Genomic DNA, 24,061 nt, shown 5'->3' with positions numbered 1-24,061 from the left:
ACACTTAACGAAGGTTTAGTTCGGACATACCCCGGGAGTGACCACCGGTAATCCCGGCTCGTCAGCGTCGGTGGGCCGAAGGCTAGGCGAGTTTCGTGAAACCTGGGAGCGTTCGGTGACTTTCGGCACAACGGTCGCCACTATGCGCGTTCGTACGGGTTGTTGGGAACGCTTCCACGAGCACGATCACGCAATTCCGCTTCCCCTCGTACTCTTGACTGACTACGTCCCGCGGATCCTCACCTTTGCCATATCCCGCGCGAATACACCCCTCGGAGCCGTCGCCGTGCCGACCACACCCACCGCCCCGGAGACCGGGCCGGAGCCGACCGAAACCCGTCCCACCAGCACGCCGGGTGAAGTGCTGCCCGGCGTGGCGACGCCTGCCGCCGAGCTGGCGCGGGTCGCCGCGGGCCGTGCCACCGAGGTGCTCGCCGGACCGGCGCCGGTCCGGCTCGACGACGTGGTGCCCGCGCCCGAGCAGGTGTTCCCGGACCCCGCGGGCGACTTCACGCTGGGCGCGGACGCGGCGCTGCGGGTCAGCCCCGCCGGGCGGGACGTGGCCGAGCAGCTCGCCGCCTGGCTGCGCCCGGCCACCGGCTTCCCGCTGCCGGTCACCGACGTCCCCGCCCGGGGGGACGGCCCGCTGACGCTCACGCTGTCCCCGTCCGCCCCGGATGCCGCCGCTGCTCCCGGGACCCGGGCGACGGACGACGGCTCCGGCGGGCCGGCCGTCGGCGGGCTCGGGGGCGAGGGCTACCGCCTCGACGTGACCGCCACCGGCGTCCGGATCACCGCCGCCTCCCCGGCCGGCCTGTTCCACGGCGCGCAGACGCTACGGCAGCTCCTGCCGGCGGCGATCGAGAGCCCCACGCCGGTCGCCACCCGCTGGGCAGTATCCGGCGGCACGGTCGTCGACCGTCCGCGTTTCCCCTACCGGGGCGCCATGCTCGACGTGGCCCGGCACTTCTTCCCCGTCGAGGACGTGCTGCGGGTGGTCGACCACCTGGCCCGGTACAAGCTCAACCACCTGCACCTGCACCTCACCGACGACCAGGGCTGGCGGATCGCCGTCGACTCCTGGCCCCGGCTCACCGAAGTAGGCGGGGCGACAGCTGTCGGCGGCGGCCCCGGCGGCTGGTACTCCCGCGACGACTACCGGCGAATCGTCGCGTACGCGGCCCGCCGGCACGTCACTGTGGTGCCCGAGATCGACCTGCCCGGCCACACCAACGCGGCGCTTCTCGCGTACCCCGAACTGGCGCCCGGCAAGGTCGCGCCACCGCCCTACACCGGCACCGAGGTCGGGTTCAGCTACGTCGACCCCGCCGACGAGCGGACGTACGCCTTCGTCGCCGACGTGGTCGGCGAGGTGGCCGCGCTCACGCCGGGGCCGTGGCTGCACCTCGGCGGCGACGAGGCGTTCAAGGTGCCGGCCGAGAGCTACCGCGCCTTCGTGGAACGGGCGCAGCGGCTGGTGCAGGCCACCGGCAAGACGGTGGTCGGCTGGCACCAGCTCGCCCCGGCCGGGCACGTCGACGGGCGCGTCCTGCAGTGGTGGGGCACGAACGGCGACGACCCGGAGACCGCCGACGCGGTACGCCGGGGCGCCCGGGTGATCCTCTCCCCCGCCAACCACGCGTACCTGGACATGAAGTACGCGCCGGACACCCCGATCGGGCACGACTGGGCGGGTCTCATCGACGTGCGCCGGGCGTACGAGTGGGATCCGGGCACCCACGTGCGGGGCGTACCGGCCGAGGCCGTGCTGGGCGTGGAGGCGCCGCTGTGGACCGAGTCGGTGAGTACGCGGGCCGAGGTCGAGTACATGCTCTTCCCCCGCCTGCCCGCCGTCGCGGAGCTGGGCTGGTCCCCGCGTGCCACGCACGACTGGCAGCGGTTCCGCAGCCGCCTCGCCGGCCACGGCCCGCGCTGGGCCACCGCCGGCATCACCTTCCACCCATCCCCCGAGATCCCCTGGCCCCCCACCCCCACACCCGTCCCCACCCCGCGCCGCCGCCCGGAGGACAGCCCTCGTCGATCATGAGGTTGGCGGCGACAAACCGGACACAAACCGCCGCCAACCTCATGATCGCCCGCTGCTGCGGGAGGTCTTGGGGCACCGCGGCTTGATCGACTCCAGCTCGGCGAGGTGGTGGCATCAGAGGCTCCGCGACACCACCACTTCGGCGAGCTGGAGTTGATCACGCCCAGGGCCAGGGCAGCGCGCCGGAAAACGGACAGGTCACGCCCGCCGGAGCCGCGAACACCCCTCACCAAGCGCGTTGTCGACCAAGGAGTTTGCGGGATCTTGCAGTTGCCGCCCCGGAAAAAGGTGCGAATCGGGCACCTCAAGGGCCGCAAGCGCAAGATCGCGATCGAGGGTTGGGCGCTCGGGTGGTGATCAAGGGGTTTGTGTCTGTTCTGGGCGGTCTGTCGGACACGAACTCCTTGATCAACGCCGGGCGGGCGCTGGGTGGATTGTCCGGGTTCGGGGTGGTGGGCGCCACGGCTGGGCTGGAATCGGGGCGGGGTGCGGGGCGTTGTACATGGCAGACGCGCCGCACCCGCCGACCACCCCGCCCCACCCCCGGCGGGCTGGGAATGAGGCCGGGACGCCGGTCGTTACATCCCCGAGCCGCCGGAGCAGGCCGTCCCCCTGGCCGCCCGAGCGACCACCGGCCCGACGCACATACCGGGCCACCTGATCTTTCTTCGCGGCATCCCCCATCGCCGCGTACCCCCGACAGAGAGGCAACTGATCATGGCTACCACTCTGCTGCGCAAGACCGTTCTGACCGCTGCCGGTGTCGTCGCCACCGCCGGTGGCATCGCCGGCCCCGCCATCGCCGCCCAGGCCACCCCGGCCGAGCGCGCCGCCGCCCAGGTCACCACCGACCGCAAGGGCCACGGCGAGCGGGAACTCGACGTCCGCTACGAAGCCCAGCCCAACTTCTACTTCTGCGGCCCCGCCGCCGCCCGCAACGCGCTGAGCGTGCAGGGCAAGAACATCGACGTGCACGCCATGGCCGAGGAGATGGGCACCACCGAAGCCGGCACCAACTCCATCAACGACATCACCCCCGTGCTGAACAAGGAGACCGGTAAGGACGTCTACAAGTCCACCGAGATCCCCGTGGACAAGGCCCGCGACCGCGACAAGGTCGACAAGCTGCGCGCCGACGTGGTCAAGACCGTCGACGACGGCCGTGCCGTGGTGGCCAACATCGCCGGCACCGCGACCGACACCGACGGCAACGCCCACTCCTTCGAGGGTGGCCACTACATCAGCGTGGTGGGCTACCGCGACGGCGGGAAGGTCGTGACGATCGCCGACTCGGCGAACCCGAACCAGGCCTCCTACCGGATGGACGTGGACGAGCTCGCCCGCTGGATCGCCAGCCGCGGCTACAGCTCCTGACCGAACACGAAGGGCCCGACCCCCACCACGGGGTCGGGCCCTTCGGCGTACCCGGGTTGTCAGCCGCCGGAGTCGTCCAGCTCGGCGCCGTCCGGCGGGGTGTCGTCGTCGCGGCTGGCCAGCCAGCCGTCGGGCAGGAACACCTTGCCCGGGGAGTTGGTGCGGCCGCGCGGCTGGCCGAGGTTCTCCACCGGGAACGGTACGGCCGGGTCGAGCTTGCCGAGCAGGTCGTCGAGCTGCGCCAAGCTCTCGATCATGGCGAGCGAGCGGCGCAGCTCGCTGCCGATCGGGAAGCCCTTCAGGTACCAGGCGACGTGCTTGCGGAAGTCGGTGCAGCCGTCCCGCTCGCCCCGGGCCGGGTTGCGGGCACCGGCCACGAACTGCTCCACCAGCAGCTCGGCGTGCCGGCGCATGGTCACCGCCACCTCGCCGAGCGAGGGCAGCCGCCGCTCGGGGCTGCCGTTGAACGCGGCCTCCAGGTCGGCGAACAGCCACGGCCGGCCCAGGCAGCCGCGCCCGATCACCACGCCGTCCACGCCGGTGTGCGCGACCATCCGCAGCGCGTCGTCGGCCTCCCAGATGTCGCCGTTGCCGAGCACCGGCACGTCGAGCGCCGACTTGAGCGTGGCGATCGCGTCCCAGTCGGCGGTGCCGGAGTAGCGCTGCGCGGCCGTACGCCCGTGCAGGGCGACCGCCGCGACGCCCGCGTCCTGGGCCGCCAGCCCCGCCTCGACGTACGTCAGGTGGTCGTCGTCGATGCCCTTGCGCATCTTGACGGTGACCGGTACCCCGGCCGGTGACGCGGCGTCCACCGCGGCCCTGACCAGCCGGGCGAACAGCCGGCGGCGCCACGGCAGGGCCGAGCCGCCGCCACGCCGGGTGACCTTGGGCACGGGGCAGCCGAAGTTGAGGTCGATGTGGTCGGCCAGGTCGCGCTCGACCACGATCCGCACGGCGGCGGCGGTGATCTCCGGGTCGGTGCCGTAGAGCTGGAGGCTGCGGGGTTGCTCCTCGGCGCCGAAGGCGATCATGCGGAGCGTCTTCGGGTTCCGCTCGACGAGCGCCCGGGTGGTGATCATCTCGCAGACGTAGATGCCGCCTCCCTGCTCGCGGCAGAGCCGGCGGAAGCCGATGTTGGTGATCCCGGCCATCGGCGCGAGCACCACCGGTGGCCACACCTGGTGCGGGCCGATGGTCAGCGCGGGCAGCGTAGGGGCAGTCACCGACCAAGTGTAAGGAAGGGCCCCTTATTAACGTCTCCGGTAGTGCAGGGGCCCCTTGTTAACAGGGCGCATATCACAGCCGGCCCGCCTCGCGGACGCTCTCCACAGCCGGGCCGGCTGTCCACAGGGCGGGCGAGCGGGCCACAGAAGGATCGGCGCAGCCCGCACGCTGCCGGGCATGCCCGAACAACCACCCGAACTCGGCGACCTGGCGGAACGCCAGCAGCAGATCGTCACGCGGACGCAGCTTCTCGGCGTCGGATACGACGACATGTACCTGTACCGGCAGACCCGGCGCGGCCTGTGGCAGCGCGTGCTGCCGGCCACGTACGCGCTCGTCACCGGCACCCTCACCGACGAGCAACGACGCATCTCGGCGGCGCTCTACGCAGGCGCCGACGCGCAGCTCACCGGCCTGGCCGCCCTGATCTGGTACGGCTTCCGGCACAGTCCGCGCACTGCTGACGTACACCTGATCCTGCCGCACCACGTGCGGCGCCGCTCGGCCGGTCACGCGGTGATCGCGCGGGCCCTGGAGCTTGATCCGCGGGCCCGGCGGACCACGCTCTATCCGGTGTGCTCGCCGGCGCGGGCGGTGGTGGACGCGGCCCGCGACCTGCGCCAGTTGCGGCCGGTACGGGCGACGGTGGCGGAGGCCGTGCAGCGCGGCTTCACCGATCTGGACAGCCTGGACGCGGAGATCCGCCGGGCCCGGCGCAGTCGCACCGCCCTGATCCGGAAGGCGTTCGCCGAGATCACGGACGGGGTCCGCTCCGCGCCGGAGACCGAGCTGCGGGAGTGCCTGGGCGGCAGCGGCATGCTCGGCGGGATCCTGTGGAACCCGCGGCTGTCGGCGGCCGACGGCACCCGCCTGCCGACGCCGGACGGCTACCTCGCCGACTGCGCGGTGGCGCTGGAGGTCGACTCGCGGGAGTACCACCTCAGCCCGACCGACTGGGCACGGACGCTGGACCGGCACAACGAGTTGAGCCGGTACGGGGTGCTGGTCCTGCACTTCACGCCGGCGCAGATCCGCAGGGAGCCGGGCCGGGTGCGGCGCACGGTCGAGGACGCGTACGCGGCCAGGCGCGGGGTGGGCGCCGCGACCGGCGTACGGGCGGAGCCGATCTCCCCCGGCGACGGGTGTTAAGAAGGGGCCCCTTCTCTACGCGAGGCGTTAAGAAGGGGCCCTTCCTTACAGCAAGGTCAGCAGCCGGGGAGGCGCTCGATCAGGTAGCGCTCGACCTGGTCCAGCGAGACGCGCTCCTGGGCCATGGTGTCCCGGTTCCGGACCGTCACGGCGTTGTCGTCGAGCGTGTCGAAGTCGACGGTGACGCAGAACGGCGTACCGATCTCGTCCTGCCGGCGGTAGCGGCGGCCGATCGCCTGCGAGTCGTCGAACTCGACCACCCAGCGCTTGCGCAGGTCGGTGGCGAGCTGCTTGGCCTTCGGCGACAGCGCCTCGTTACGCGACAGCGGCAGCACGGCGACCTTGACCGGGGCCAGCCGCGGGTCGAAGCGCATGACGGTGCGCTTGTCCACGCCGCCCTTGGTGTTCGGCGCCTCGTCCTCGTCGTACGCCTCGAGCAGGAACGCCAGCACCGCGCGGGTGAGGCCGGCGGCCGGCTCGATCACGTACGGCATCCAGCGCTCGCCCTTGCCCTGGTCGAAGTACGACAGGTCGACGCCGGAGTGCTTGCTGTGCGTGGACAGGTCGAAGTCGGTGCGGTTGGCGATGCCCTCCAGCTCGGCGAACTCGCTGCCGCCGAACCGGAACCGGTACTCGATGTCGACGGTGCGCTTCGAGTAGTGGGAGAGCTTCTCCTTGGGGTGCTCGTAGAAGCGCAGGTTCTCCTCGGACAGGCCGAGGTCGAGGTACCAGTTCCAGCGCTCGGAGAGCCAGTACTCGTGCCACTGCTCGTCGGTGCCGGGCTCGACGAAGAACTCCATCTCCATCTGCTCGAACTCGCGGGTCCGGAAGATGAAGTTGCCGGGGGTGATCTCGTTGCGGAACGACTTGCCGGTCTGCGCGATGCCGAACGGCGGCTTCTTGCGGGCGACCGTCTCGACGTTCTTGTAGTTGACGAAGATGCCCTGGGCGGTCTCCGGGCGCAGGTAGTGCATGCCCTCGTCGCTCTCCACCGGGCCCAGGTAGGTCTTCATCAGGCCGTTGAACATCTTCGGCTCGGTGAAGGTGCCCTTGTTGCCGCAGTTGGGGCAGTTCAGCTCCGTCAGCGAGGTCAGCGGCTTGCCGTGCTTGGCCTCGTACGCCTCTTCCAGGTGGTCGGCCCGGAACCGCTTGTGGCAGGACTGGCACTCGGTGAGCGGGTCGACGAACTCGGCGATGTGGCCGCTGGCCTCCCAGACCTTGCGGGCCAGGATGACCGCCGAGTCGAGGCCGACGACGTCGTCGCGCTGCTGCACCATGGTCCGCCACCACTGCCGGCGGACGTTCTCCTTCAGCTCGACGCCGAGCGGACCGTAGTCCCACGCCGACCGGGTGCCCCCGTAGATCTCGCTGGAGGGAAAGACGAAGCCCCTGCGCTTGGCGAGGCTGGTGACGGCGTCGATACGGTCGGCTGGCATGTTTCCTCCTACGCCGGCTGGCGGTCGGCGCGGTTGAGATGGATAAAACCGGGCTGTTCGGGACAACGGTACGACCGCGTTCGTCCCGAGCCCAGCAGAATACCGGGGGCCGGTCAGCTCACCCCGCAGACCTCCACGCCGCCCGTCTGCTGGTCCGGCGCCAGCGTCACGGTCTGCGCCTCCCGCCGACCGCCGGCCAGCGTGACGTCCACCGGGACGGTGAGCGTGGTGATGTCGACCTCGCCGACCCGGTAGCCGGAGATCTGCGGCTCGGTGGCGACGCGCCGCACGAACTCGGGCCGCGGTTCGCGTCGGCGGAGGTCGTCGCAGAGCGTGTCGTACGCCTTGGACCACTCCCGGGCGACCAGTGCCTGGTAGTAGTCGCTGGTGACGGCCCGGCCCTGCTCGCCGATCGCCTGGGCGTTACTCACGGCCAGGCCGACCACCGCCGCGCCGCCTCCGCCGCAGCAGATCAGCACGGCGAGCGCGCCCGCGCCGAGTCCGAGCCAGAGCCGGGTCCGCCCGCCCTCGGTGGGCGGGGCGGCGAACGGCGGCGCGGCGCCGGGCCCCTGCGGCGGCGCGGGCACCCCGGGGTCCGCCGGCGGCGCGGGCGGAACTGACGACGGGGGTGGTGCGGCCGGTCCGGGAGCGGTCATACGCGCCAGGGTAGTGCCCCGGCACTCACCGGTAAGGACCTGCGGCCCGATCGCTGGCGACGACGACGATCTCACCCTCGGGGGCGGCGCTGGCGAGCGTCTCGTACGCCGACGGCTCGTCCACCGATCGGGCGAGCAGCGGCACGGCGGTGACCTTGACGTCGAACCCGCCGAGCGCCCGCCGGTACGCCCCGACCGACTCCCACTCGGTGAGCAGGCACCAGTGGTCCGGGTCGTCGAGCGCCCGCAGCAGTTCACCGCGCAGGTAGCCGGGGCGGGCGGCGAGCGCGGCCAGCGCGGCGTGCGCCTCCCGGGTGAACTCGTCCACCGTTTCGGCTTCCACCACGAACCGGTTGGTGACCAGCACGGCGTTCCTCCTCGTAGAGTTTGTGGCATGCAGCGTACGCAGAGTCCCGTGCTGTCCCGGTTGGCACGGCTCAACCCGACGGCGGTGTTCCTCGCCGTACTGGCCCTGATGCTGGTCGGCCTCTTCGCGCCCGGCCCGGCGGGCGGCGTCCTGCTGCTGGCGCTGGCCGGCGGCCTGGTGTGGCTGATGTCGGTCACCTGGCCGGTGCAGGCGCCGGCGACCCGGATGTTCCGGCTGGTGATGCTCACCCTGTTGATCGCGGTGGCGCTGGCGAAGCTCATGGTCGGCTGACGTACGGAAGCAGAGCCGAGCTGACCTGCGCTGACATGCAATCATGCGTTTTTGACAATAGTTTTCGTTGTCGCGGACAGTTGAGCCCATGACCGTTCGCGCACCCCGCCGTGTCCTGACCGCCACCGCAACCGCCCTGCTCGCCGCCGCCGGCCTGACCGCCTGCGCGGACGGCACCGGCGCCGCGAGCGAGCCGGGCAAGGTCGGCGTGGTGGCCGCGTTCTACCCGCTGCAGTTCCTGTCCGAGCGGATCGGCGGCGACACGGTCTCGGTCAGCAACCTGACCAAGCCCGGCGCGGAGCCGCACGACCTGGAACTCAACCCGCGGCAGGTCGGCCAGGTCGTCGACGCCGACGTGGTCGTCTACCTCAGCGGCTTCCAGCCGGCGGTGGACGAGGCGGTGGAGCAGAACGGCGGCGACCGCGCGTTCGACGTGGCGGGCGTGACACCGCTGCGCGACGCCGCCGCCGGTGGCCACGACCACGACCACGAGGGCGAGGCCGGGCACTCCGGGGAGGGCGGCGGCAAGGACCCGCACGTCTGGCTCGACCCGACCCGGCTGGCCACCATCGGCGACAAGCTCGCCGAGCGCCTCGGCAAGGCCGACCCGGAGCACGCCGCCGACTACACCGCCCGCGCGGGCGCGCTGCGCGCCGAGCTGACGAAGCTGGACACCGAGTACGCCGACGGCCTGCGCACCTGCAAGCGCCGGGAGATCGTCACCAGCCACACCGCGTTCGGCTACCTCACCGAGCGCTACCAACTGGAGCAGATCGGCATCAGCGGGCTCACCCCTGAGTCCGAGCCGTCGCCGCAGCGCCTCGCCGAGGTCGCCGAGGAGGCCCGGGAGCACCAGGCCGGCACGATCTTCTTCGAGACGCTGGTCAGCCCGAAGGTCGCCGAGACGATCGCGCGTGAGGTGGGCGCGAAGACGGCGGTGCTGGACCCGCTGGAGGGCCCGCCCGCCGACGGCGACTACCTCTCCGCGATGCGTACCAACCTGCAGACCCTGCGAACCGCTCTGGACTGTTCATGACCCCACCCGTGATCGAGATCGCGCACGCCACAGTCGGCTACGACGGCCGCCCGGTGCTGCGTGACGTCTCGTTGACAGTGACCGCCGGCGAGGTGGTCGCCGTGCTCGGCGCCAACGGCTCCGGCAAGTCGACGCTCGTGCGCGCCGCGCTCGGCCTGGTGCCGGTCGGCACCGGGTCGGTCGCCCTGTTCGGCACGCCGCAGCGCCGCTTCCGGCAGTGGCACCGAATCGGGTACGTGCCGCAGCGGCTCGGCGCGGGCAGCGGAGTGCCCGCCACCGTACGCGAGGTGGTGGCGTCCGGGCGGCTGGCCCGCCGCGGCGTGCTGCGGCCCGCCGGACGGGCGGACCGGGAGGCGGTGGCGGCGGCGCTGGACGCGGTCGGGCTCGCCGACCGGGTCGGCGACCCGGTGTCCACGCTCTCCGGCGGCCAGCAGCAGCGCACCCTGATCGCCCGCGCGCTCGCCGGCGGGCCGGAGCTGCTGGTGCTCGACGAGCCGACCGCCGGGGTGGACGCGGCCAGCCAGGAGGCGTTCGCCGGGGCGCTGCGCTCGTTCCGTGACGGCGGCGGGACGGTGCTGCTCGTCGCGCACGAGCTGGGCCCGCTGCGCCCGCTGATCAGCCGGGCCGTGGTGGTGCACCAGGGCGGCATCGCCCACGACGGCGCCGTGCCGGAACCCGCCGGCCACCACGCCGACCCCGACCACGAGCACGTGCACCCGCACTGCGACGAGGAGCCCGCCCGGCTCTGGACAGGCATCTGAGATGGACCTCTTCCAGTACGACTTCATGCTCCGCGCCCTGGTCGGCGCGCTGATCATCGGGCTGGCCGCGCCGGCGCTCGGCATCTACCTGGTGCAGCGGCGGCTGGCCCTGATCGGCGACGGGATCGGGCACGTGGCGCTCACCGGCGTCGGCGCCGGCCTGCTGCTCAACCGCTCCCCCGTGCTGGTGGCGGTGATCGCCGCGACGCTCGGCGCGATCGTCATCGAGCTGGTCCGCGCGTACGGGCGCACCTCCGGCGACCTGGCGCTGGCGCTGCTGTTCTACGGCGGCATCGCCGGTGGCGTGGTGCTGGTCGGGCTCTCCGACGCCAGCAGCGGGGCGCTCAACGCGTACCTGTTCGGGTCGCTGACCACCACCTCGCAGGGCGACCTGGTCACCATCGGCGTGCTCGGCGCGGCGCTGCTGGTGACCATGCTGGTGCTGCGCCCGGCGCTGTTCGCGGTCTGCCACGACGAGGAGTACGCGCGCGTCTCCGGCCTGCCGGTACGCGCGCTGAACCTGATCATCGCGGTCGGCACCGCGATCACGGTGACCATCGCCATGCGGGCGGTCGGGGTGCTGCTGATCAGCGCGCTGATGGTGGTGCCGGTGGCCACCGCGCAGCAGGTGACCCGGGGCTTCCGGTCCACCATGGCGGCGGCCATGGCCCTGGGGCTGTTCGCCGCCGGCGCCGGCGTCTGGGTGGCGGCCACCGCGGACACCGCCCCCGGCGCGTCGGTGGTGCTGGTGGCGATCGGCTCGTTCCTGCTGGTCGCGCTCGGCGCGGCCGGTGTGCGGGCGCTGCGACGCCGGAGCGGGAGCGACCGGGCCGCGCCGCCGGTCGAGCCCGCCGAGCACGAGGTGCTGCTCGGATGAGGCCCTACCGGCTGACGCAGCTGGGATTGGTTACCGTTACAGGGTGACCGGCACGAACGGGTACGACGCCTTCGAGGGCGCGGGTGACCTGCTGCGCGCGCTCTCGGCCCCGATCCGGCTCGCGATCGTCAGCGAGCTGGCCGAGGGCGAGCGCTGCGTGCACGAGCTGGTCGAGAAGCTCGGCGCGCCACAGCCGCTGGTCTCCCAGCACCTGCGGGTGCTGCGCGGCGCCGGGGTGGTACGCGGGTCGCGGCGCGGCCGGGAGATCGCGTACGCCCTGGTGGACGACCACGTCGCGCACATCGTGGCGGACGCGGTCAGCCACGCCGGGGAAGGGCCCTCCTGAGGCGCGAAACTGTCTCGTGCCGGCAGGGCCGAGCCGTGGCAGGCTGTCCGGCGTGAAGATTTACGCCGACCGCTTTCCCACCGCCGCCCGCCAGTGCCTCACCGACCTGCTCGTGGTCGCCTGGGTGTACGCGGCGATCCGCTTCGCGCTGTGGCTGCACGACGTGGTCGAGAAGCTCGCCGTACCCGGGCAGAAGCTGGAGGGGGCCGGCGGTGGCCTCGCCGACAACCTGGCCGACGCCGGCGGCAAGGTCGGCCGCGTGCCGCTGGTCGGCGACGAGCTGACCGCGCCGTTCACCCGGGCCGCCGACGCCGCGCGCGCGGTAGCCGAGGCCGGCCGCGACCAGCAGGAGCTGGTCGGGCAGCTGGCGCTCGGGCTGACCATCGCGGTGCTGGTGTTCCCGCTCGGCCTGGTGCTGTTCGGCTGGCTGCCGCTGCGGGTGCGCTGGATGCGCCGGGCAGGCGCGGCGAAGGCCCTGGCCGGCGCGCCGGCCGGCCGGGACCTGCTGGCGCTGCGCGCGCTGGCCGGTCAGCCGCTGTCGAAGCTGAACCGGATCGCGCCGGACGTCGCCGAGGCGTGGCGGCGCGGCGACGACGCGACCGTCGACGCGCTCGCCGCGCTGGAGCTGCGCGGGCTGGGGCTGCGCGGCGGCCGCTGACGTCCCGGCTCCCGGCTCCCGGCTGATGCACTTCTCGGCGTTATGCCTCTGAGTCATATTTATGACTGAGAGGCATAACGCCAACACAGAGTCCTTCCTCTGGCACCACGTGACACCGCGTAACGGGTCGCTGGCCCCGCCTGAGGACCGCCGGTCCGACGGCACGCCGCAGGTCCGGCACCACGGCCACGGGCCCGGGCCACGCCGCGACACCAGCTCGCTCCCCCGGTTCGGGAACGGAGACCGGTGGGGCGCGGCCGAAGTTCCTGCGCGGCCGGGCAGTCGCCGGACTCCGCGTGGGCCGACGGACGGTGCCGTCCGCAGGCGCAGCACGCCGGAACCCGGCACCGCACCGGCGGACGACGACCGCCGCGCGGGCGCGCCGAGGCGTAGCGGTTTGGTCAGCGGGCCGGCGGGATGCGGCGGCGCACGTCCTCGGCGGTGGACGGCCCCGGTTCCCAGCGCGCCACCCACGGCAGGTCGGCGGGCGGCGTGAGGACGCCGTCCTCCAGCGAGGCGTACCGGCCGGCGACGATCCGCTTGGCGGCGGCCACGTCGACCGAGTCGGTGTTCGACCACAGGCCGGTGAACAGCTCGTCGACGCGCAGCCGCGCCTGACGGCAGAACAGGTCGGCCAGCTCGACGTTCTCCGGGTGCGCGTCCCGCTCGGCGTAGGCCCGGACGCAGACCGCGCTCATCGCGAACAGCTCCGCGCCGATGTCCACCACCCGGCCGAGGAACGCCTGCTTACGCTCCATCTTCCCCTGCCACCGGGACATCGCGTAGAACGTCGACCGGGCCAGCTTGCGGGAGGTCCGCTCGACGTGGCGCAGGTGCCCGGCCAGCGGCCCGAACTCCTGGTACGCCCCGGGCGTCTGCCCCTTGCCGACAGCGAGCGTGGGCAGCCACTTCGCGTAGAAGGCGCCGGCCCGAGCGCCTGCCTTCGCCTTGCGGCCCAGCCCGGCGTCCGGGTCGATGATGTCGCCTGCCACCGACAGGTGCGCGTCGACCGCCTCGCGGGCGATCAGCAGGTGCATGATCTCGGTGGAGCCCTCGAAGATCCGGTTGATCCGCAGGTCACGCAGGAGCTGCTCGACGGCGGCGGGCCGTTCGCCCCGGGCGGCGAGCGAGTCGGCCGTCTCGTACCCGCGTCCGCCGCGGATCTGGATCAGCTCGTCGGCGATCCGCCACGCCATCTCGCTGGCGTAGAGCTTGACCAGCGCCGCCTCGATCCGGATGTCGTTGCGGTCGTCGTCGGCGAGCATGCAGGACAGGTCGAGCATGGACTCCATGCCGTACGTGGTGGCGGCGATGAACGACAGTTTCTTCGCCACCGCCTCGTGCTCGGCCACCGGTCGGCCCCACTGGACCCGGTCCGCCGCCCACTCCCGGGCCACGTTCAGCGCCCACTTCCCGGCGCCCACGCACATCGCCGGCAGCGAGAGACGGCCGGTGTTCAACGTGGTCAGCGCGATCTTCAGGCCCTTGCCCTCGCCGCCGATCACGTTCTCGGCCGGCACGAACACGTCGTGGAAGCGGGTGAGGCTGTTCTCCAGGCCGCGCAGCCCGACGAAGGAGTTGCGCCGCTCGACGGTGATGCCGTCGCTGTCGCCCTCCACCACGAACGCGGTGATGCCGCCGCGCCGCCCCTCGCCGGCCGGCACCCGGGCCATCACCACGAGCAGGGTGGCGAGCGTGCCGTTGGTGGCCCAGAGTTTCACCCCGTTGAGCCGGTAGCCGGTGCCGTCCGCCGTCGGCTCGGCGGTGGTGGCGAGCCGGGCCGGGTCGGAGCCGACGTCCGGCTCGGTGAGCAGGAACGCGGAAACCTCACCGGCGGCTAGCCCGGGCAGGAACCGGTCCTTCTGCTCGGGCGTGCCGAACATCTTCAGCGGCTGCGGCACGCCGATCGACTGGTGCGCGGAGAGCAGCGCGCTGACCGCCGGGCTCACCGAGCCGACGAGCATCAGCGCCCGGCAGTAGTGCAGGTTGCTCAGCCCCAGTCCGCCGTACTTGCGGTCGATCTTCATGCCGAACGCGCCCAGCCCGGCCAGTCCGTGGAACACCTCGTCGGGGATGCGCGCGTCCCGCTCGATCGCCTCACCGTCCACCTCGGACCCCAGGTACGCCCGCAGCGAGCCGAGGAACTCGTCGGCACGGGCCACCTCGGCCGGGTCGGGGCGGGGCCACGGGTCGATCAGGTCGAGCCGGAACCGGCCGAGGAACAACTCCTTGCCGAAGCTGGGCCGGTCCCAGGCCGACTCGCGGGCCGCCTCGGCGACTTGGCGGGCCTCCTTCTCGGTGACCTGGCCCGCCTCTCCGGGCAGCGGCCCCGCGCCGTCGGGGGACTCGGGCCGGCTGTTCTGTGTCGTGGTCACGGCTGCCTCCTCGTCGGTCCGGCTGCGTCGACGCGCTCGACGAAAACGACGCTACCCCCGGGTGTTACCCAGGGGTAGCGCCGCGTGCACGTCCGATTTGGCGGACGGTCAGCCGCCGGTGAGCGTCTGCGGGTCGTCGTCCTCGTCGTCGATGTCGTCGTCGCCCCAGTTGCGGCGGCTGAACGGCAGGATCGCCCAGAAGATCAGGAACCAGAGGCCGGTGAGCGCGCTGAGCAGGAACGCGATCGGCCGGTCCAGCACGAAGTCGGAGACCAGCAGGACCGAGCTGACCATCGCGATCAGCATGAAGAACAGGCCGCCGGTGGCCATCCGGTGGGCGAAGCGCACCAGTTCCGGCTTGCGGCCCTGGCGGAACAGCGCCCGGTGGAACGCCACCGGAGAAATGATCATCGCGGCGGAGGCGGCGGCGGTCAGCAGCGCCAGGATGTAGACGTCACGCTGGAACTCGGTGGTCCGGTCGAACCCGGCGCTGAACGGCAGCGTCAGCAGGAAGGCGAACAGGATCTGCACGCCGGTCTGCGCGACGCGCAGCTCCTGCAACAGATCGGCGAAGTTGCGCTGCCAGCGCTGCTTCTCGGATTCCTTCGACACTCGCGGACCTCCCCGGGAGACGGCACGGCCGGCGGGTGAACGCCCACCGGCAGGACCGCCTGTGCCCCGTACGGATGATCACGAAACCGGTTCAGGAACCGCGGCGGATCCGCCCCGCGTACCGTGCCTCCAGCTCGGCGTTGTGCTCGTCGCCGCCGGTGATGTTCGCGGACAGGTAGACCGGCGGACGCTCCCCCGCCGCGACCAGCCGGGCCACCACCTCGGCGACGATCTGCTGGGCCAGCAGCGCCGCGGTGATCGACGAGACCGCGCCCACCGCGCCGCCGCCCGGCAGCGGCAGCGTGGCGTCGCCGTACGGGGCGCCGTTGTCCAGCACCACGTCGGCGAAGTCGGCGAGCTTGCGGCCGGACGGGTGCCGCGACGTCATCCGGGCCGAGTGCTGCGCCGACGTGATCGCCACCAGGCCGTGCCCGCGTTCCTTCACGATGGACGCGAACTCGACCATCGCCCCGTTCACGCCCGAGTTCGAGGCGAGCACGAACACGTCCTGCGGCCGGATCGGCGCCAGCTCGTAGAGGCGGTGCGCCACCGCCGGGTCGCGTTCCAGCTTCGGGCCGAGCACGTCGGCCGGGTCGCCGCCGACCAGCACCAGGTCACGCAACGCGATCCGGTTCGTGGGCACCAGCCCGCCGGCCCGACCGGCGATCTCCATGGCCAGCGCCTCGGAGTGCCCGGTGCCGAACGCGTGCACCACACCATCGGCGCGCAGCGCCGCCGCGATCAGGTCGGCCGCGTCGGCCACGTTGCGCCGCTGTTCGGCGGCGACCCGGCCGATCGTCTCGGTCACCACCGCCAGGTACGCCTCGGCGCTCACCGTCATGCCTCCTCCGTTCCTGCGCACCGGGCGAGGATCGCCTCGGCCAGCGGGCCGGGCGCCTCGTCCGGGATCCAGTGGCTGACGCCGGGCAGCGTCACGAATCGGTAGTCACCTGTGACGTGCGCGGCGCACGCCTGCGCGGCCGTCCGGCCGATCGCCACGTCCTTGTCGCTCCAGACGAACGTGGTGGGCACCCCGACCGGGGCGACCGCCTTCATGTCCGCCCCGGTCATCGCCCGGTACCAGTTCAGCGCCGCCGTCAACGCCCCCGGCTCGCGCATCGGCTCGGCGTACCGGGCCACCGCGCCGGCGTCGCCCACGCCGCTGAGCAGCTTGCGCAGCGTGGCACCGTTCCACGCCAGCAGCACCTTTTCCGCCGTACCGGGCTTACGGAACAACGCTATGTACGCGGACTTGACCTTCTGCCGCGGGTCGGTGGCGAGCGCGTGCCCCATCGCGGCCGGGTGCGGCACCGACACCGCGGTCAGCGTCCGCACCCGCTCCGGGTGCGCCGCCGCCAGACCCCACGCCACGATCGCGCCCCAGTCGTGGCCGACCAGGTGGGCGCGGGTCACCCCGAGGGAATCCAGCACGCCGGCCGCGTCGGCCACCAGCTCCGGAATCCGGTACGCCCCGACGTCCGCCGGCCGCGCGCCGGGCGAGTAGCCGCGCTGATCGAGCGCGTACGTGCGCAGCCCGGCGGCGTGCAGCGCGGGCGTCACCGCGTCCCACTCGCCGGAGTGCTGCGGGAAGCCGTGCAGCAGCAGGACCGGGTCACCGCCCTCGGGGCCGCCGGCGCGTACCTCGAACGTCAGTCCCCGCGCATCCACCAGCATGATCGCCACCATACCGACACTCGCCCTGCTGGGCCGGGGCCCGTGGTCGGTGCTAGCGTCTGCGACGAGACAACTTCACATCCGACAGGGGAGCGCACAGCGCTGAGAGTGCGGGCCGGTGCCCGCAGACCCTCGAACCTGATCTGGGTAATGCCAGCGCAGGGAGTTCGGTCGACCTCCAGCCGCGTCGCCGTCCGGTGACCACCGGGCGCGGCGTGCGTCTTCTCCTGGTTCACCTCGACGAACTGGGAGCCAACCGTGAACCACACCGACAGCAACCGCTGGCGTACCGTCGACATCGTCGTCGCCTCGGTCATCGCCGTCACCTTCGGCGTCGTGTTCCAGCTCTGGAACATCCTCTGGAAGGGCAGCGACGGGCCGTTCGCCTTCTTCGCCCCGCTCCAGTCGGTCATGTACGGCGTCTGGCTCATCCCGGCTGTGCTGAGCGCGCTGATCGTCCGCAAGCCGGGGGCGGCCCTGCTCACCGAGACGGTCGCCTCGGCGGTCTCGGTGCTGCTCGGCTCCCCCTACGGTGCGATGGCGATCCTCCAGGGCGCGGTGCAGGGCCTGGGCGTCGAGGCGGTCTTCGCGGCCACCCGGTACCGCGTCTACCGGCCGCTCACGGCGGCGCTCGCCGGTGCGTGCGGCGGCCTCTTCGCCACGCTGTTCGACGCCCTCTACTGGTACCCCGGCACGAGCTGGACGACGTTCCGGCTGCCCTACATCGCGTTCGGCGTGCTCAGCTGTCTGCTGGTGGCCGGCCTGGGTGCGGTGGCCCTCACCCGCGCGCTGGCGAACACCGGCGTCCTGGACCGCTTCCCCGCCGGCCGCGACCGAGCCCTGGTCTGACGGCTCGCCCCGCCCCGGTGATCAAGGAGTTTGCGTCCGCCGGGCACGGTTTTCCGGACGCGAACTCCTTGATCACGCAGGCTGGGCCGGGAGAGGGGGTGGTGGGCGGTGAGCGGGGTGGTGCTGCGGGGGTTCGGGTGGCGGCACGGGGGACGGAAACGCTGGGCTCTGCGCGGGGTGGATCTGCGCGTGGAGAGCGGCGAGCGGGTGCTGCTGCTCGGACCCTCCGGCGCCGGTAAGAGCACGCTGCTGGCGGCGCTGGCCGGGCTGCTGCCGGAGGACTCCGGCGAGCAGGAGGGCACCGTCGAGATCGACGGGCTGGACCCGCGCAAGGCCCGCGAGCGCGTCGGCATCCTGTTCCAGGATCCGCAGACCCAGCTCGTCATGGCCCGTTCCGGCGACGACGTCGCGTTCGGGCTGGAGAACCGGGGCGTGCCCGCCGGGGAGATCTGGCCCCGCGTCGACGAGGCGCTGCGCCGGGTCGGCTTCCCGTACGACCGGGACCGCCCGACCGCCGCGCTCAGCGGCGGCGAGCAGCAGCGGCTCGCCCTGGCCGGCACGCTCGCGCTGCGCCCCGGACTGCTGCTGCTCGACGAGCCCACCGCCAACCTCGACCCGGCCGGCGCCGCGCTGATCCGCCGGGCCGTCGCGGACGCGCTCGACACGGACACCACGATGGTCCTGGTGGAGCACCGGGTCACCGAGGCGCTGCCGCTGGTCGACCGCGTGGTGGTGCTGGAACCGGGCGGCGGGGTGCGCGCCGACGGGCCGCCCGCTGCGGTCTTCGCCGCGCACGGCGACGCGCTGGCCGCCGCCGGGGTCTGGGTACCCGGCCACGTCACGCCACCCCGGCACGCCACCACGCCGCCCGGCGACGTGCTGCTCACCGCGGAGCGGCTCGGCCTGACGCCGCGGCTCGACCCCACCGATCTTCGGGTACGCGCCGGCGAGGCGCTCGCCGTCCTCGGCCCCAACGGGGCCGGCAAGTCCACGCTGGCGCTGCTCCTGGGCGGCCTGCTGAAACCCGGCACGGGCGGCGTCACCGCGTCGGCGGAACTGGCCGGGCGGGACGCGCGCACTTCCCCGTACCGCTGGCGGGCGCCCGCGCTGGTACGCCGGATCGGCTCGGTGTTCCAGGACCCGGAACACCAGTTCGTCACCGCCACCGTCCGCGACGAGCTGGCGCTCGGCCCGCGCCGCACCGGGCAGCCCCAGGCAGCGGTCAGCGCCACAGTGGACGCCCTGCTGGAGCGGCTGCGGCTGGACCGGCTGGCCGGCGCCAACCCGTACACCCTCTCGGGTGGCGAGGCGCGGCGGCTGAGCGTGGCGACGGCCCTGGCCACCGCGCCCCGCCTGCTGATCTGCGACGAGCCCACGTTCGGCCAGGACCGGCGCACGTGGCTGGAACTGATCGACCTGCTCGCCGAGCTGCGCGACGCCGGGCACGGCGTGGTGGCGGTGACCCACGACGAGGACTTCGTGGCCGCGCTGGCCGACCGGACGCTCACCCTGGGGGCGTCCTCGTGATCAACGTCGAACCGGTCGCCGCGCCGGGCGCTCCGCTGGCCCGGCGCAACCCGGTGGCGAAGCTGGCCGCCGCGATGGTGTTCACGCTGATCCTGGTGGCGACGCTCGATCCGGTGGCCCCGGCCGTCGCCATCGCCGTCGAACTCGCGGTGCTGCCGCTGTTCGGCGTCCGCTACCGGGTGCTGGCCCGCCGCGCCTGGCCGCTGCTCGCCGGTGCCGTCGGCATCCTGGTCACGCTTGTGCTCTTCGCGGCCGACCGTTCCGGCCCGGTGCTGCTCCAGGCCGGGCCGGTCCTGGTCACCGAAGGGGTGCTCGTCACGGCGCTGGGCCTGGTGCTGCGGATGCTCGCGGTGGCGCTGCCCGGCATCGTCGTGTTCGCCACCACCGACCCGACCGACCTGGCCGACGCGCTGATCCAGAACGCGAAGGCACCCGCCCGGTTCGCCATCGGCGCGCTGGCCGCGTTCCGGATGGTGCCGCTGCTGGAGCAGGAGTGGCGGATGATCAGCATGGCCCGGCGGGCCCGTGGCGTGGACGCCGGCCGCAATCCGGTGGCGAAGCTGCGGCTGTTCGGGTCGACCGCGTTCACGCTGTTGGTGGGCGCGATCCGGCGCGGTACACGGCTCGCCGTCGCGATGGACGCCCGGGGCTTCGACGCGGGTACGCCGCGCACCGTGGCCCGCCCGCAGCGCTTCACCGGCGCGGACACGCTGCTGGTCGTGGGAGCGGCCCTCCTGGCCGCCGCCGCTCTGGCGACAAGCATCGCCCTGGGCACCTTCCGCCCCCTGATCGGCTGACCCCACCCTCGCCCCGCCCCGCCCCGCCCCCGTTGATCATGAAGTTGACGGCACGGGTTGCCCGTTTTGTCGCCGCCAACTTCATGATCGACCGGCGTCGGGGAAGATCTTGGTAGGAAATGGTCCCTCCAGGGGCTGTTCAGTCCCATGACATCTGTCAGCGTTGAAGTCCCGATACATGTGTCACGTGGTAGGGATCTTGGGTCGGGTGGTATGTGCTGCCGGGCATGGCTTCTCGGCGGCATGTGATGAACCTGCTGGACGCGCTGCTGGCGGCGGGGGTTCGGGTGAACGCGGCCGAGTTCGCGCGTGAGCACGGGGTGTCGGTGCGCACGGTGTACCGGCACCGCGCACGTATCCGGGCCGAGGGTCAGTGGCAGGAACGATCCCGGCGGCCGCGTACCAGTCCGCGGGTCACGCCGCCGGAGGTGGACGCGTGGATCTGCAAACTGCGCGCTGAACTGGGCCCGGACAACGGGGCTGACTTCATCCGAGACGCGTTGGACGATGTGCGCCGGCGCACCGACGCGTCCTGGTCGGTGCCGTCACGCTCGACGGTCAACCGGGTGCTGGCCCGGCATGACCTGCTCGTGGCTACTCCGGCTAAACGACCGCGTAGCTCGTGGCGGCGTTTCAGCTATGCCCGGCCCCGCGACTGCTATCAGATCGACGCCACCGAAGTGAAACTCGCCGACGGCCGCACTGTCGTCGTCTTCGACGTCCTGGACGACTGCACCCGCACCCTGGTCGCCTGCCACGCCGCCGCCGCGGAGACCGCCCGAGCCGCGATCACCGCGATCAGACAGGCGTTCACCGCCTACGGCGTGCCGGCCATCGTGCTCAGCGACAACGGCATCGCGTTCACCAGCCGCCGCACCCGACCCGGATCAATCTCCACCTTCGTGCAGACCCTGATCGACCACGGCACCCGCCCGATCAACTCCAGCCCCTACCACCCACAAACCTGCGGCAAGGTCGAACGCCACCACCAAACCCTCAAAAAATGGCTGAGCACCCAACCCCCACCACAGACCCTCACCGCCCTGCAAACACTCCTGGACACCTACCGCCGCTACTACAACACCCAACGCCGCCACAGCGCCCTACCCCACCGCACCACACCCGCCCACGCCTGGACCCACGCACCCACCCTCGGCGGACCCACCAGCCCACCCCTGCAAACCGACGCCACCCTGCACCACTGCCCCGTCGCCAGCAACGGCGCCATCGCCGTCGCCGGACACCGCACCAGCGTCGGCACCACCCACGCCGGCACCACCGTCACCGCCATCCGCGACAACAACCACGTCACCATCTACCACCCCGACGGCCAACCCATCGGCTACCTCCACCTCAACCCCGACAAGAACTACATCCCCCTCACCCCCACCCCCACGATCCACAACCCCTGACACATCTATCGGGACTTCCCGTTGACACATGTCCCGGGACATGACAGTCCCTATAGGGGCCGAAATCTTCCAAGATCTCTAGGGACACCGGCGGTGGGGGCGAGCGGCGGGAAGGAGAAACGCTGCCCGGGCAAGGACCCGGATGAGGGGCCTGCCCGGGCAGCGGGCGACGGGAACCGGCCTGCCGGTCAGCTCCGGCGGAACGCGTAGAAGCGGGTCTGGCCGGCGCGCTGGCTGCGCCCGGTGACCCGGGCCTGCCGCCCTGCCGGTGGGCCGGATCGGGGCGGCGTCGCGGGCGCGCTGGGCAGGACCGGAGTCTCCGGTGACGCCGAATGCGGCGCCGCGTCCAGGGACACGGCGGACGCCACCGGCTCCGTCGGGAGCACCACTGCGGGCGGCGCGGTGAGCGCGTCGAGCGCCGGCGCGGTCACCTGCGGCGAGGACTGTTTGCGGGACTTCTTCGGATTGCGCTTCGCGGGCATTCGCGGGCCTCCTGTCGTGCGGGCGCGCCGACCGGGACGCGCCGAGCGAGGGCTCCGGCGCATTCCGATCACGACAGACACCGCGACCGACGGTGGCGGGGAAGGATGCGGACGCCCGGAGCAGGACGGGTCCACGGCACTCGCGGCGGTGGACCGGGCTCGGAGGTGGGGCGTCACATACGCATGCGGCAACGCTATCGCGCCACCGGCGAGTCCCGCAGCCGAATTAAGCCGAGGGACGTACGGCCACCCACCGGTCACACCCTGTGGACACCGTGGCCCACATCCTCGACGGCCGCGATACGGTCGCAGCACGGCAGTACGGACGAGAGGTGGCGGTACGCATGGCAGAGCAGGCGACGGCGCAGATCGGGGTCACCGGTCTGGCGGTGATGGGCCGCAACCTGGCCCGGAACCTGGCCCGCAACGGCTTCGCCGTGGCGGTGCACAACCGGTCGCCGGAACGTACCCGCAGCCTGGTCGCCGAGCACGGCGACGAGGGCACGTTCGTGCCGTCGGAGTCGCTCGCGGATTTCGTCGGCTCGCTGGAGCGGCCCCGCGCGGTGATCGTGATGGTGAAGGCCGGCGCCCCGACCGACGCGGTGATCGACGAGCTGGTCCCGCTGCTGGAGGAGGGCGACATCGTCGTCGACTGCGGCAACGCGCACTTCGCCGACACCCGCCGCCGGGAGGAGGCGCTGCGCGCGCACGGGCTGCACTTCGTCGGCACCGGCGTGTCCGGCGGCGAGGAGGGCGCGCTGCTCGGCCCGAGCATCATGCCCGGCGGGTCGGCCGAGTCGTACCAGAAGCTGGGGCCGATCTTCTCCAAGATCGCCGCGCACGTGGACGGCGAGCCCTGCTGCCGGCACGTCGGGCCGGACGGCGCGGGCCACTTCGTGAAGATGGTGCACAACGGCATCGAGTACGCCGACATGCAGCTCATCGCCGAGGCGTACGACCTGTTGCGGGCCGGTCTGTCGGCGAGCCCGGCGGAGATCGCGGAGATCTTCCGGGAGTGGAACGGCGGCGAGCTGGGGTCGTTCCTCATCGAGATCACCGCCGACGTGCTCGGCCACACCGACGCGGCAACCGGTCAGGCGTTCGTCGACGTGGTGCTCGACCAGGCCGAGCAGAAGGGCACCGGCCGCTGGACCGTGCAGAGCGCGCTCGACCTGGGCATTCCGATCACCGGCATCGCCGAGGCCACGTTCGCCCGGTCGCTGTCCGGGCACGCCGGCCAGCGCGAGGCCGCCCGCCGGGTGTTCGCCGACGCGGGCGAGAAGTGGCAGGTGGACGACCGGGAGACGTTCGTCGAGGACGTGCGCCGCGCGCTGCTGGCCAGCAAGATCGTCGCGTACGCGCAGGGCTTCGACCACATCCGCGCCGGCAGCCGGGAGTACGACTGGAACATCGACCTGGGCGGCACGGCCACCATCTGGCGGGGTGGCTGCATCATCCGGGCCGGTTTCCTGGACCGCATCCGCGAGGCGTACGACGCGGAGCCGGACCTGGCGACGCTGCTCGTCGCGCCGTGGTTCGCCGAGCGGGTCAGCGCCGGCGTACCGGCCTGGCGACGGGTGGTGGCCGACGCGGCCCGGGCGGGCGTGCCGGCACCGGCCTTCGGGTCGTCGCTGGCCTACTTCGACGCGCTGCGGGCGCAGCGGCTGCCGGCCGCGCTGATCCAGGGGCTGCGGGACAACTTCGGCGCGCACACCTACCACCGGGTGGACCGGGACGGCTCGTTCCACACGCTCTGGGCGGGCGACCGCTCCGAAGTGGAGGCGTGAGCCCGGCCGGACACCTCACCAGGCCCGCTGGGCGTGCGGGTCGGGCGCCCAGCCGGCCGCCGGCTCGCCGGCCGCCAGTTCGCCGATCTCGCCGGAGCGGACCGCCGGGGTGTGCCCCAGTTCGGCGCACCACCGCTCGGCCAGCTCGGCGCACAGCCCGGCGACCGCGTCCCGGCGGTCCGGTTCCACCAGGTCGGCGGCGGCCAGGGCAGCAGTCATCTCGTACCGGAGATCGCGCATCCTCCACCCCCGTGGCGGGCGCGCACCCGGCGGCGCGCCCCTGCGCCGATCGTAGAGCGCAACGCCCCGCGCCCGGCGGTAAAG

24 protein-coding genes and 1 riboswitch are annotated in these 24,061 nt (G+C 72.7%); of the genes, 14 read left to right on the top strand and 10 right to left on the bottom strand.

All coding sequences use genetic code 11. The features are described from left to right. Window positions 1-286: 286 nt before the first annotated feature. Together MCBG_RS26965 and MCBG_RS26960 are read left to right on the top strand one after the other, a co-directional pair. Window positions 287-2,047, top strand: coding sequence for a beta-N-acetylhexosaminidase (locus MCBG_RS26965; protein ID WP_043329051.1), 1,761 nt, complete (start codon window positions 287-289; stop codon window positions 2,045-2,047). Between the two features lie 717 nt (window positions 2,048-2,764). After that, window positions 2,765-3,421 carry a C39 family peptidase gene (locus tag MCBG_RS26960; protein WP_043329049.1) on the top strand — a complete coding sequence of 219 codons (657 nt, stop codon included), beginning with the start codon at window positions 2,765-2,767 and terminating at the stop codon, window positions 3,419-3,421. 59 nt (window positions 3,422-3,480) lie between these two features. Here the strand turns inward: MCBG_RS26960 and dusB are convergent, their stop codons facing one another. Continuing rightward, on the bottom strand, window positions 3,481-4,644 hold the full coding sequence (dusB, locus tag MCBG_RS26955) for a tRNA dihydrouridine synthase DusB (protein WP_043329047.1): 1,164 nt from the start codon (window positions 4,642-4,644) through the stop codon (window positions 3,481-3,483). Window positions 4,645-4,822: 178 nt separating this feature from the next. On the opposite strand from dusB, the gene MCBG_RS26950 reads away from it, so the two are divergent. Next, a complete protein-coding gene (locus MCBG_RS26950; protein ID WP_043329045.1) occupies window positions 4,823-5,794 on the top strand; it encodes a type IV toxin-antitoxin system AbiEi family antitoxin domain-containing protein in 972 nt (323 codons plus the stop codon). A 56-nt stretch (window positions 5,795-5,850) separates the two neighbouring features. On the opposite strand, the gene MCBG_RS26945 is transcribed toward MCBG_RS26950, so the two are convergent. The 3 genes from MCBG_RS26945 to MCBG_RS26935 all read right to left on the bottom strand — a co-directional run bounded on the left by MCBG_RS26945 (window position 5,851) and on the right by MCBG_RS26935 (window position 8,253). Then, window positions 5,851-7,230, bottom strand: a complete 1,380-nt coding sequence (locus MCBG_RS26945; RefSeq protein WP_013475540.1) for a glycine--tRNA ligase — start codon at window positions 7,228-7,230, stop codon at window positions 5,851-5,853. 113 nt (window positions 7,231-7,343) lie between these two features. After that, window positions 7,344-7,817, bottom strand: coding sequence for a hypothetical protein (locus MCBG_RS26940; RefSeq protein ID WP_043329042.1), 474 nt, complete (start codon window positions 7,815-7,817; stop codon window positions 7,344-7,346). A 94-nt stretch (window positions 7,818-7,911) separates the two neighbouring features. After that, window positions 7,912-8,253 (bottom strand): antibiotic biosynthesis monooxygenase family protein, encoded by a 342-nt coding sequence (locus MCBG_RS26935; RefSeq protein WP_030503150.1) that lies wholly within the window; start codon window positions 8,251-8,253, stop codon window positions 7,912-7,914. Window positions 8,254-8,280: 27 nt separating this feature from the next. Here MCBG_RS26935 and MCBG_RS26930 point away from each other — a divergent pair, with 27 nt between their 5' ends. The 6 genes from MCBG_RS26930 to MCBG_RS26905 all read left to right on the top strand — a co-directional run bounded on the left by MCBG_RS26930 (window position 8,281) and on the right by MCBG_RS26905 (window position 12,222). Then, window positions 8,281-8,544: a DUF6703 family protein gene (locus MCBG_RS26930; RefSeq protein ID WP_030503149.1), complete on the top strand. Its 264-nt coding sequence runs from the start codon at window positions 8,281-8,283 to the stop codon at window positions 8,542-8,544. An 88-nt stretch (window positions 8,545-8,632) separates the two neighbouring features. Beyond that, window positions 8,633-9,580: a metal ABC transporter substrate-binding protein gene (locus tag MCBG_RS26925; RefSeq protein ID WP_043329040.1), complete on the top strand. Its 948-nt coding sequence runs from the start codon at window positions 8,633-8,635 to the stop codon at window positions 9,578-9,580. Beyond that, the gene (locus MCBG_RS26920; RefSeq protein WP_043329038.1) at window positions 9,577-10,341 is read left to right on the top strand and encodes a metal ABC transporter ATP-binding protein; all 765 of its coding nucleotides are present in this window, start codon (window positions 9,577-9,579) and stop codon (window positions 10,339-10,341) included. Before MCBG_RS26925 ends, MCBG_RS26920 begins: the two co-directional genes overlap by 4 nt. A 1-nt stretch (window position 10,342) precedes the next feature. Continuing rightward, entirely contained in the window at window positions 10,343-11,218 is an 876-nt protein-coding gene (locus MCBG_RS26915; RefSeq protein ID WP_043329036.1) for a metal ABC transporter permease, read from the top strand. 43 nt (window positions 11,219-11,261) lie between these two features. After that, window positions 11,262-11,564 carry an ArsR/SmtB family transcription factor gene (locus MCBG_RS26910; RefSeq protein WP_030503145.1) on the top strand — a complete coding sequence of 101 codons (303 nt, stop codon included), beginning with the start codon at window positions 11,262-11,264 and terminating at the stop codon, window positions 11,562-11,564. A 52-nt stretch (window positions 11,565-11,616) separates the two neighbouring features. After that, window positions 11,617-12,222 (top strand): hypothetical protein, encoded by a 606-nt coding sequence (locus MCBG_RS26905; RefSeq protein WP_043329035.1) that lies wholly within the window; start codon window positions 11,617-11,619, stop codon window positions 12,220-12,222. A gap of 401 nt (window positions 12,223-12,623) precedes the next feature. Here the strand turns inward: MCBG_RS26905 and MCBG_RS26900 are convergent, their stop codons facing one another. The 4 genes from MCBG_RS26900 to MCBG_RS26885 form a co-directional block, all read right to left on the bottom strand. Then, window positions 12,624-14,597 carry an acyl-CoA dehydrogenase family protein gene (locus tag MCBG_RS26900; RefSeq protein ID WP_043329034.1) on the bottom strand — a complete coding sequence of 658 codons (1,974 nt, stop codon included), beginning with the start codon at window positions 14,595-14,597 and terminating at the stop codon, window positions 12,624-12,626. 108 nt (window positions 14,598-14,705) lie between these two features. After that, complete coding sequence (locus MCBG_RS26895) at window positions 14,706-15,209, bottom strand: DUF6328 family protein (protein ID WP_043329032.1); 504 nt, start codon at window positions 15,207-15,209, stop codon at window positions 14,706-14,708. A gap of 91 nt (window positions 15,210-15,300) precedes the next feature. Further along, complete coding sequence (locus tag MCBG_RS26890) at window positions 15,301-16,050, bottom strand: sugar isomerase domain-containing protein (RefSeq protein ID WP_030503141.1); 750 nt, start codon at window positions 16,048-16,050, stop codon at window positions 15,301-15,303. Then, the gene (locus MCBG_RS26885; RefSeq protein ID WP_181373732.1) at window positions 16,047-16,883 is read right to left on the bottom strand and encodes an alpha/beta fold hydrolase; all 837 of its coding nucleotides are present in this window, start codon (window positions 16,881-16,883) and stop codon (window positions 16,047-16,049) included. Before MCBG_RS26885 ends, MCBG_RS26890 begins: the two co-directional genes overlap by 4 nt. 76 nt (window positions 16,884-16,959) lie before the next feature. Beyond that, a riboswitch (TPP riboswitch) is annotated at window positions 16,960-17,066 on the top strand. Between the two features lie 75 nt (window positions 17,067-17,141). Between MCBG_RS26885 and MCBG_RS26880 the strand changes: the two genes are divergently transcribed. From MCBG_RS26880 to MCBG_RS26865, 4 genes are all read left to right on the top strand, one after another. After that, window positions 17,142-17,732: an ECF transporter S component gene (locus MCBG_RS26880; protein ID WP_043329029.1), complete on the top strand. Its 591-nt coding sequence runs from the start codon at window positions 17,142-17,144 to the stop codon at window positions 17,730-17,732. A gap of 108 nt (window positions 17,733-17,840) precedes the next feature. Further along, on the top strand, window positions 17,841-19,259 hold the full coding sequence (locus MCBG_RS26875; RefSeq protein WP_043329028.1) for an ABC transporter ATP-binding protein: 1,419 nt from the start codon (window positions 17,841-17,843) through the stop codon (window positions 19,257-19,259). Next, the gene (locus tag MCBG_RS26870) at window positions 19,256-20,056 is read left to right on the top strand and encodes an energy-coupling factor transporter transmembrane component T family protein (protein ID WP_043329026.1); all 801 of its coding nucleotides are present in this window, start codon (window positions 19,256-19,258) and stop codon (window positions 20,054-20,056) included. Before MCBG_RS26875 ends, MCBG_RS26870 begins: the two co-directional genes overlap by 4 nt. Window positions 20,057-20,283: 227 nt before the next feature. Beyond that, window positions 20,284-21,468: a DDE-type integrase/transposase/recombinase gene (locus MCBG_RS26865; protein ID WP_083297081.1), complete on the top strand. Its 1,185-nt coding sequence runs from the start codon at window positions 20,284-20,286 to the stop codon at window positions 21,466-21,468. 188 nt (window positions 21,469-21,656) lie between these two features. Here the strand turns inward: MCBG_RS26865 and MCBG_RS26860 are convergent, their stop codons facing one another. Further along, complete coding sequence (locus MCBG_RS26860) at window positions 21,657-21,950, bottom strand: hypothetical protein (protein WP_043329025.1); 294 nt, start codon at window positions 21,948-21,950, stop codon at window positions 21,657-21,659. Between the two features lie 344 nt (window positions 21,951-22,294). Here MCBG_RS26860 and gndA point away from each other — a divergent pair, with 344 nt between their 5' ends. Next, window positions 22,295-23,737, top strand: coding sequence for an NADP-dependent phosphogluconate dehydrogenase (gene gndA / locus MCBG_RS26855; RefSeq protein WP_043331024.1), 1,443 nt, complete (start codon window positions 22,295-22,297; stop codon window positions 23,735-23,737). Between the two features lie 15 nt (window positions 23,738-23,752). On the opposite strand, the gene MCBG_RS26850 is transcribed toward gndA, so the two are convergent. After that, the gene (locus MCBG_RS26850) at window positions 23,753-23,977 is read right to left on the bottom strand and encodes a hypothetical protein (RefSeq protein WP_043329023.1); all 225 of its coding nucleotides are present in this window, start codon (window positions 23,975-23,977) and stop codon (window positions 23,753-23,755) included. Window positions 23,978-24,061: the final 84 nt, after the last annotated feature.

It is taken from the genome of Micromonospora sp. M42 (genome assembly GCF_000568915.1).
Taxonomy (GTDB): Bacteria; Actinomycetota; Actinomycetes; order Mycobacteriales; family Micromonosporaceae; genus Micromonospora; species Micromonospora chalcea.
The sequence above is the reverse complement of the archived record's forward strand: the minus strand, read 5'-3'. Positions and strand labels throughout refer to the sequence as shown.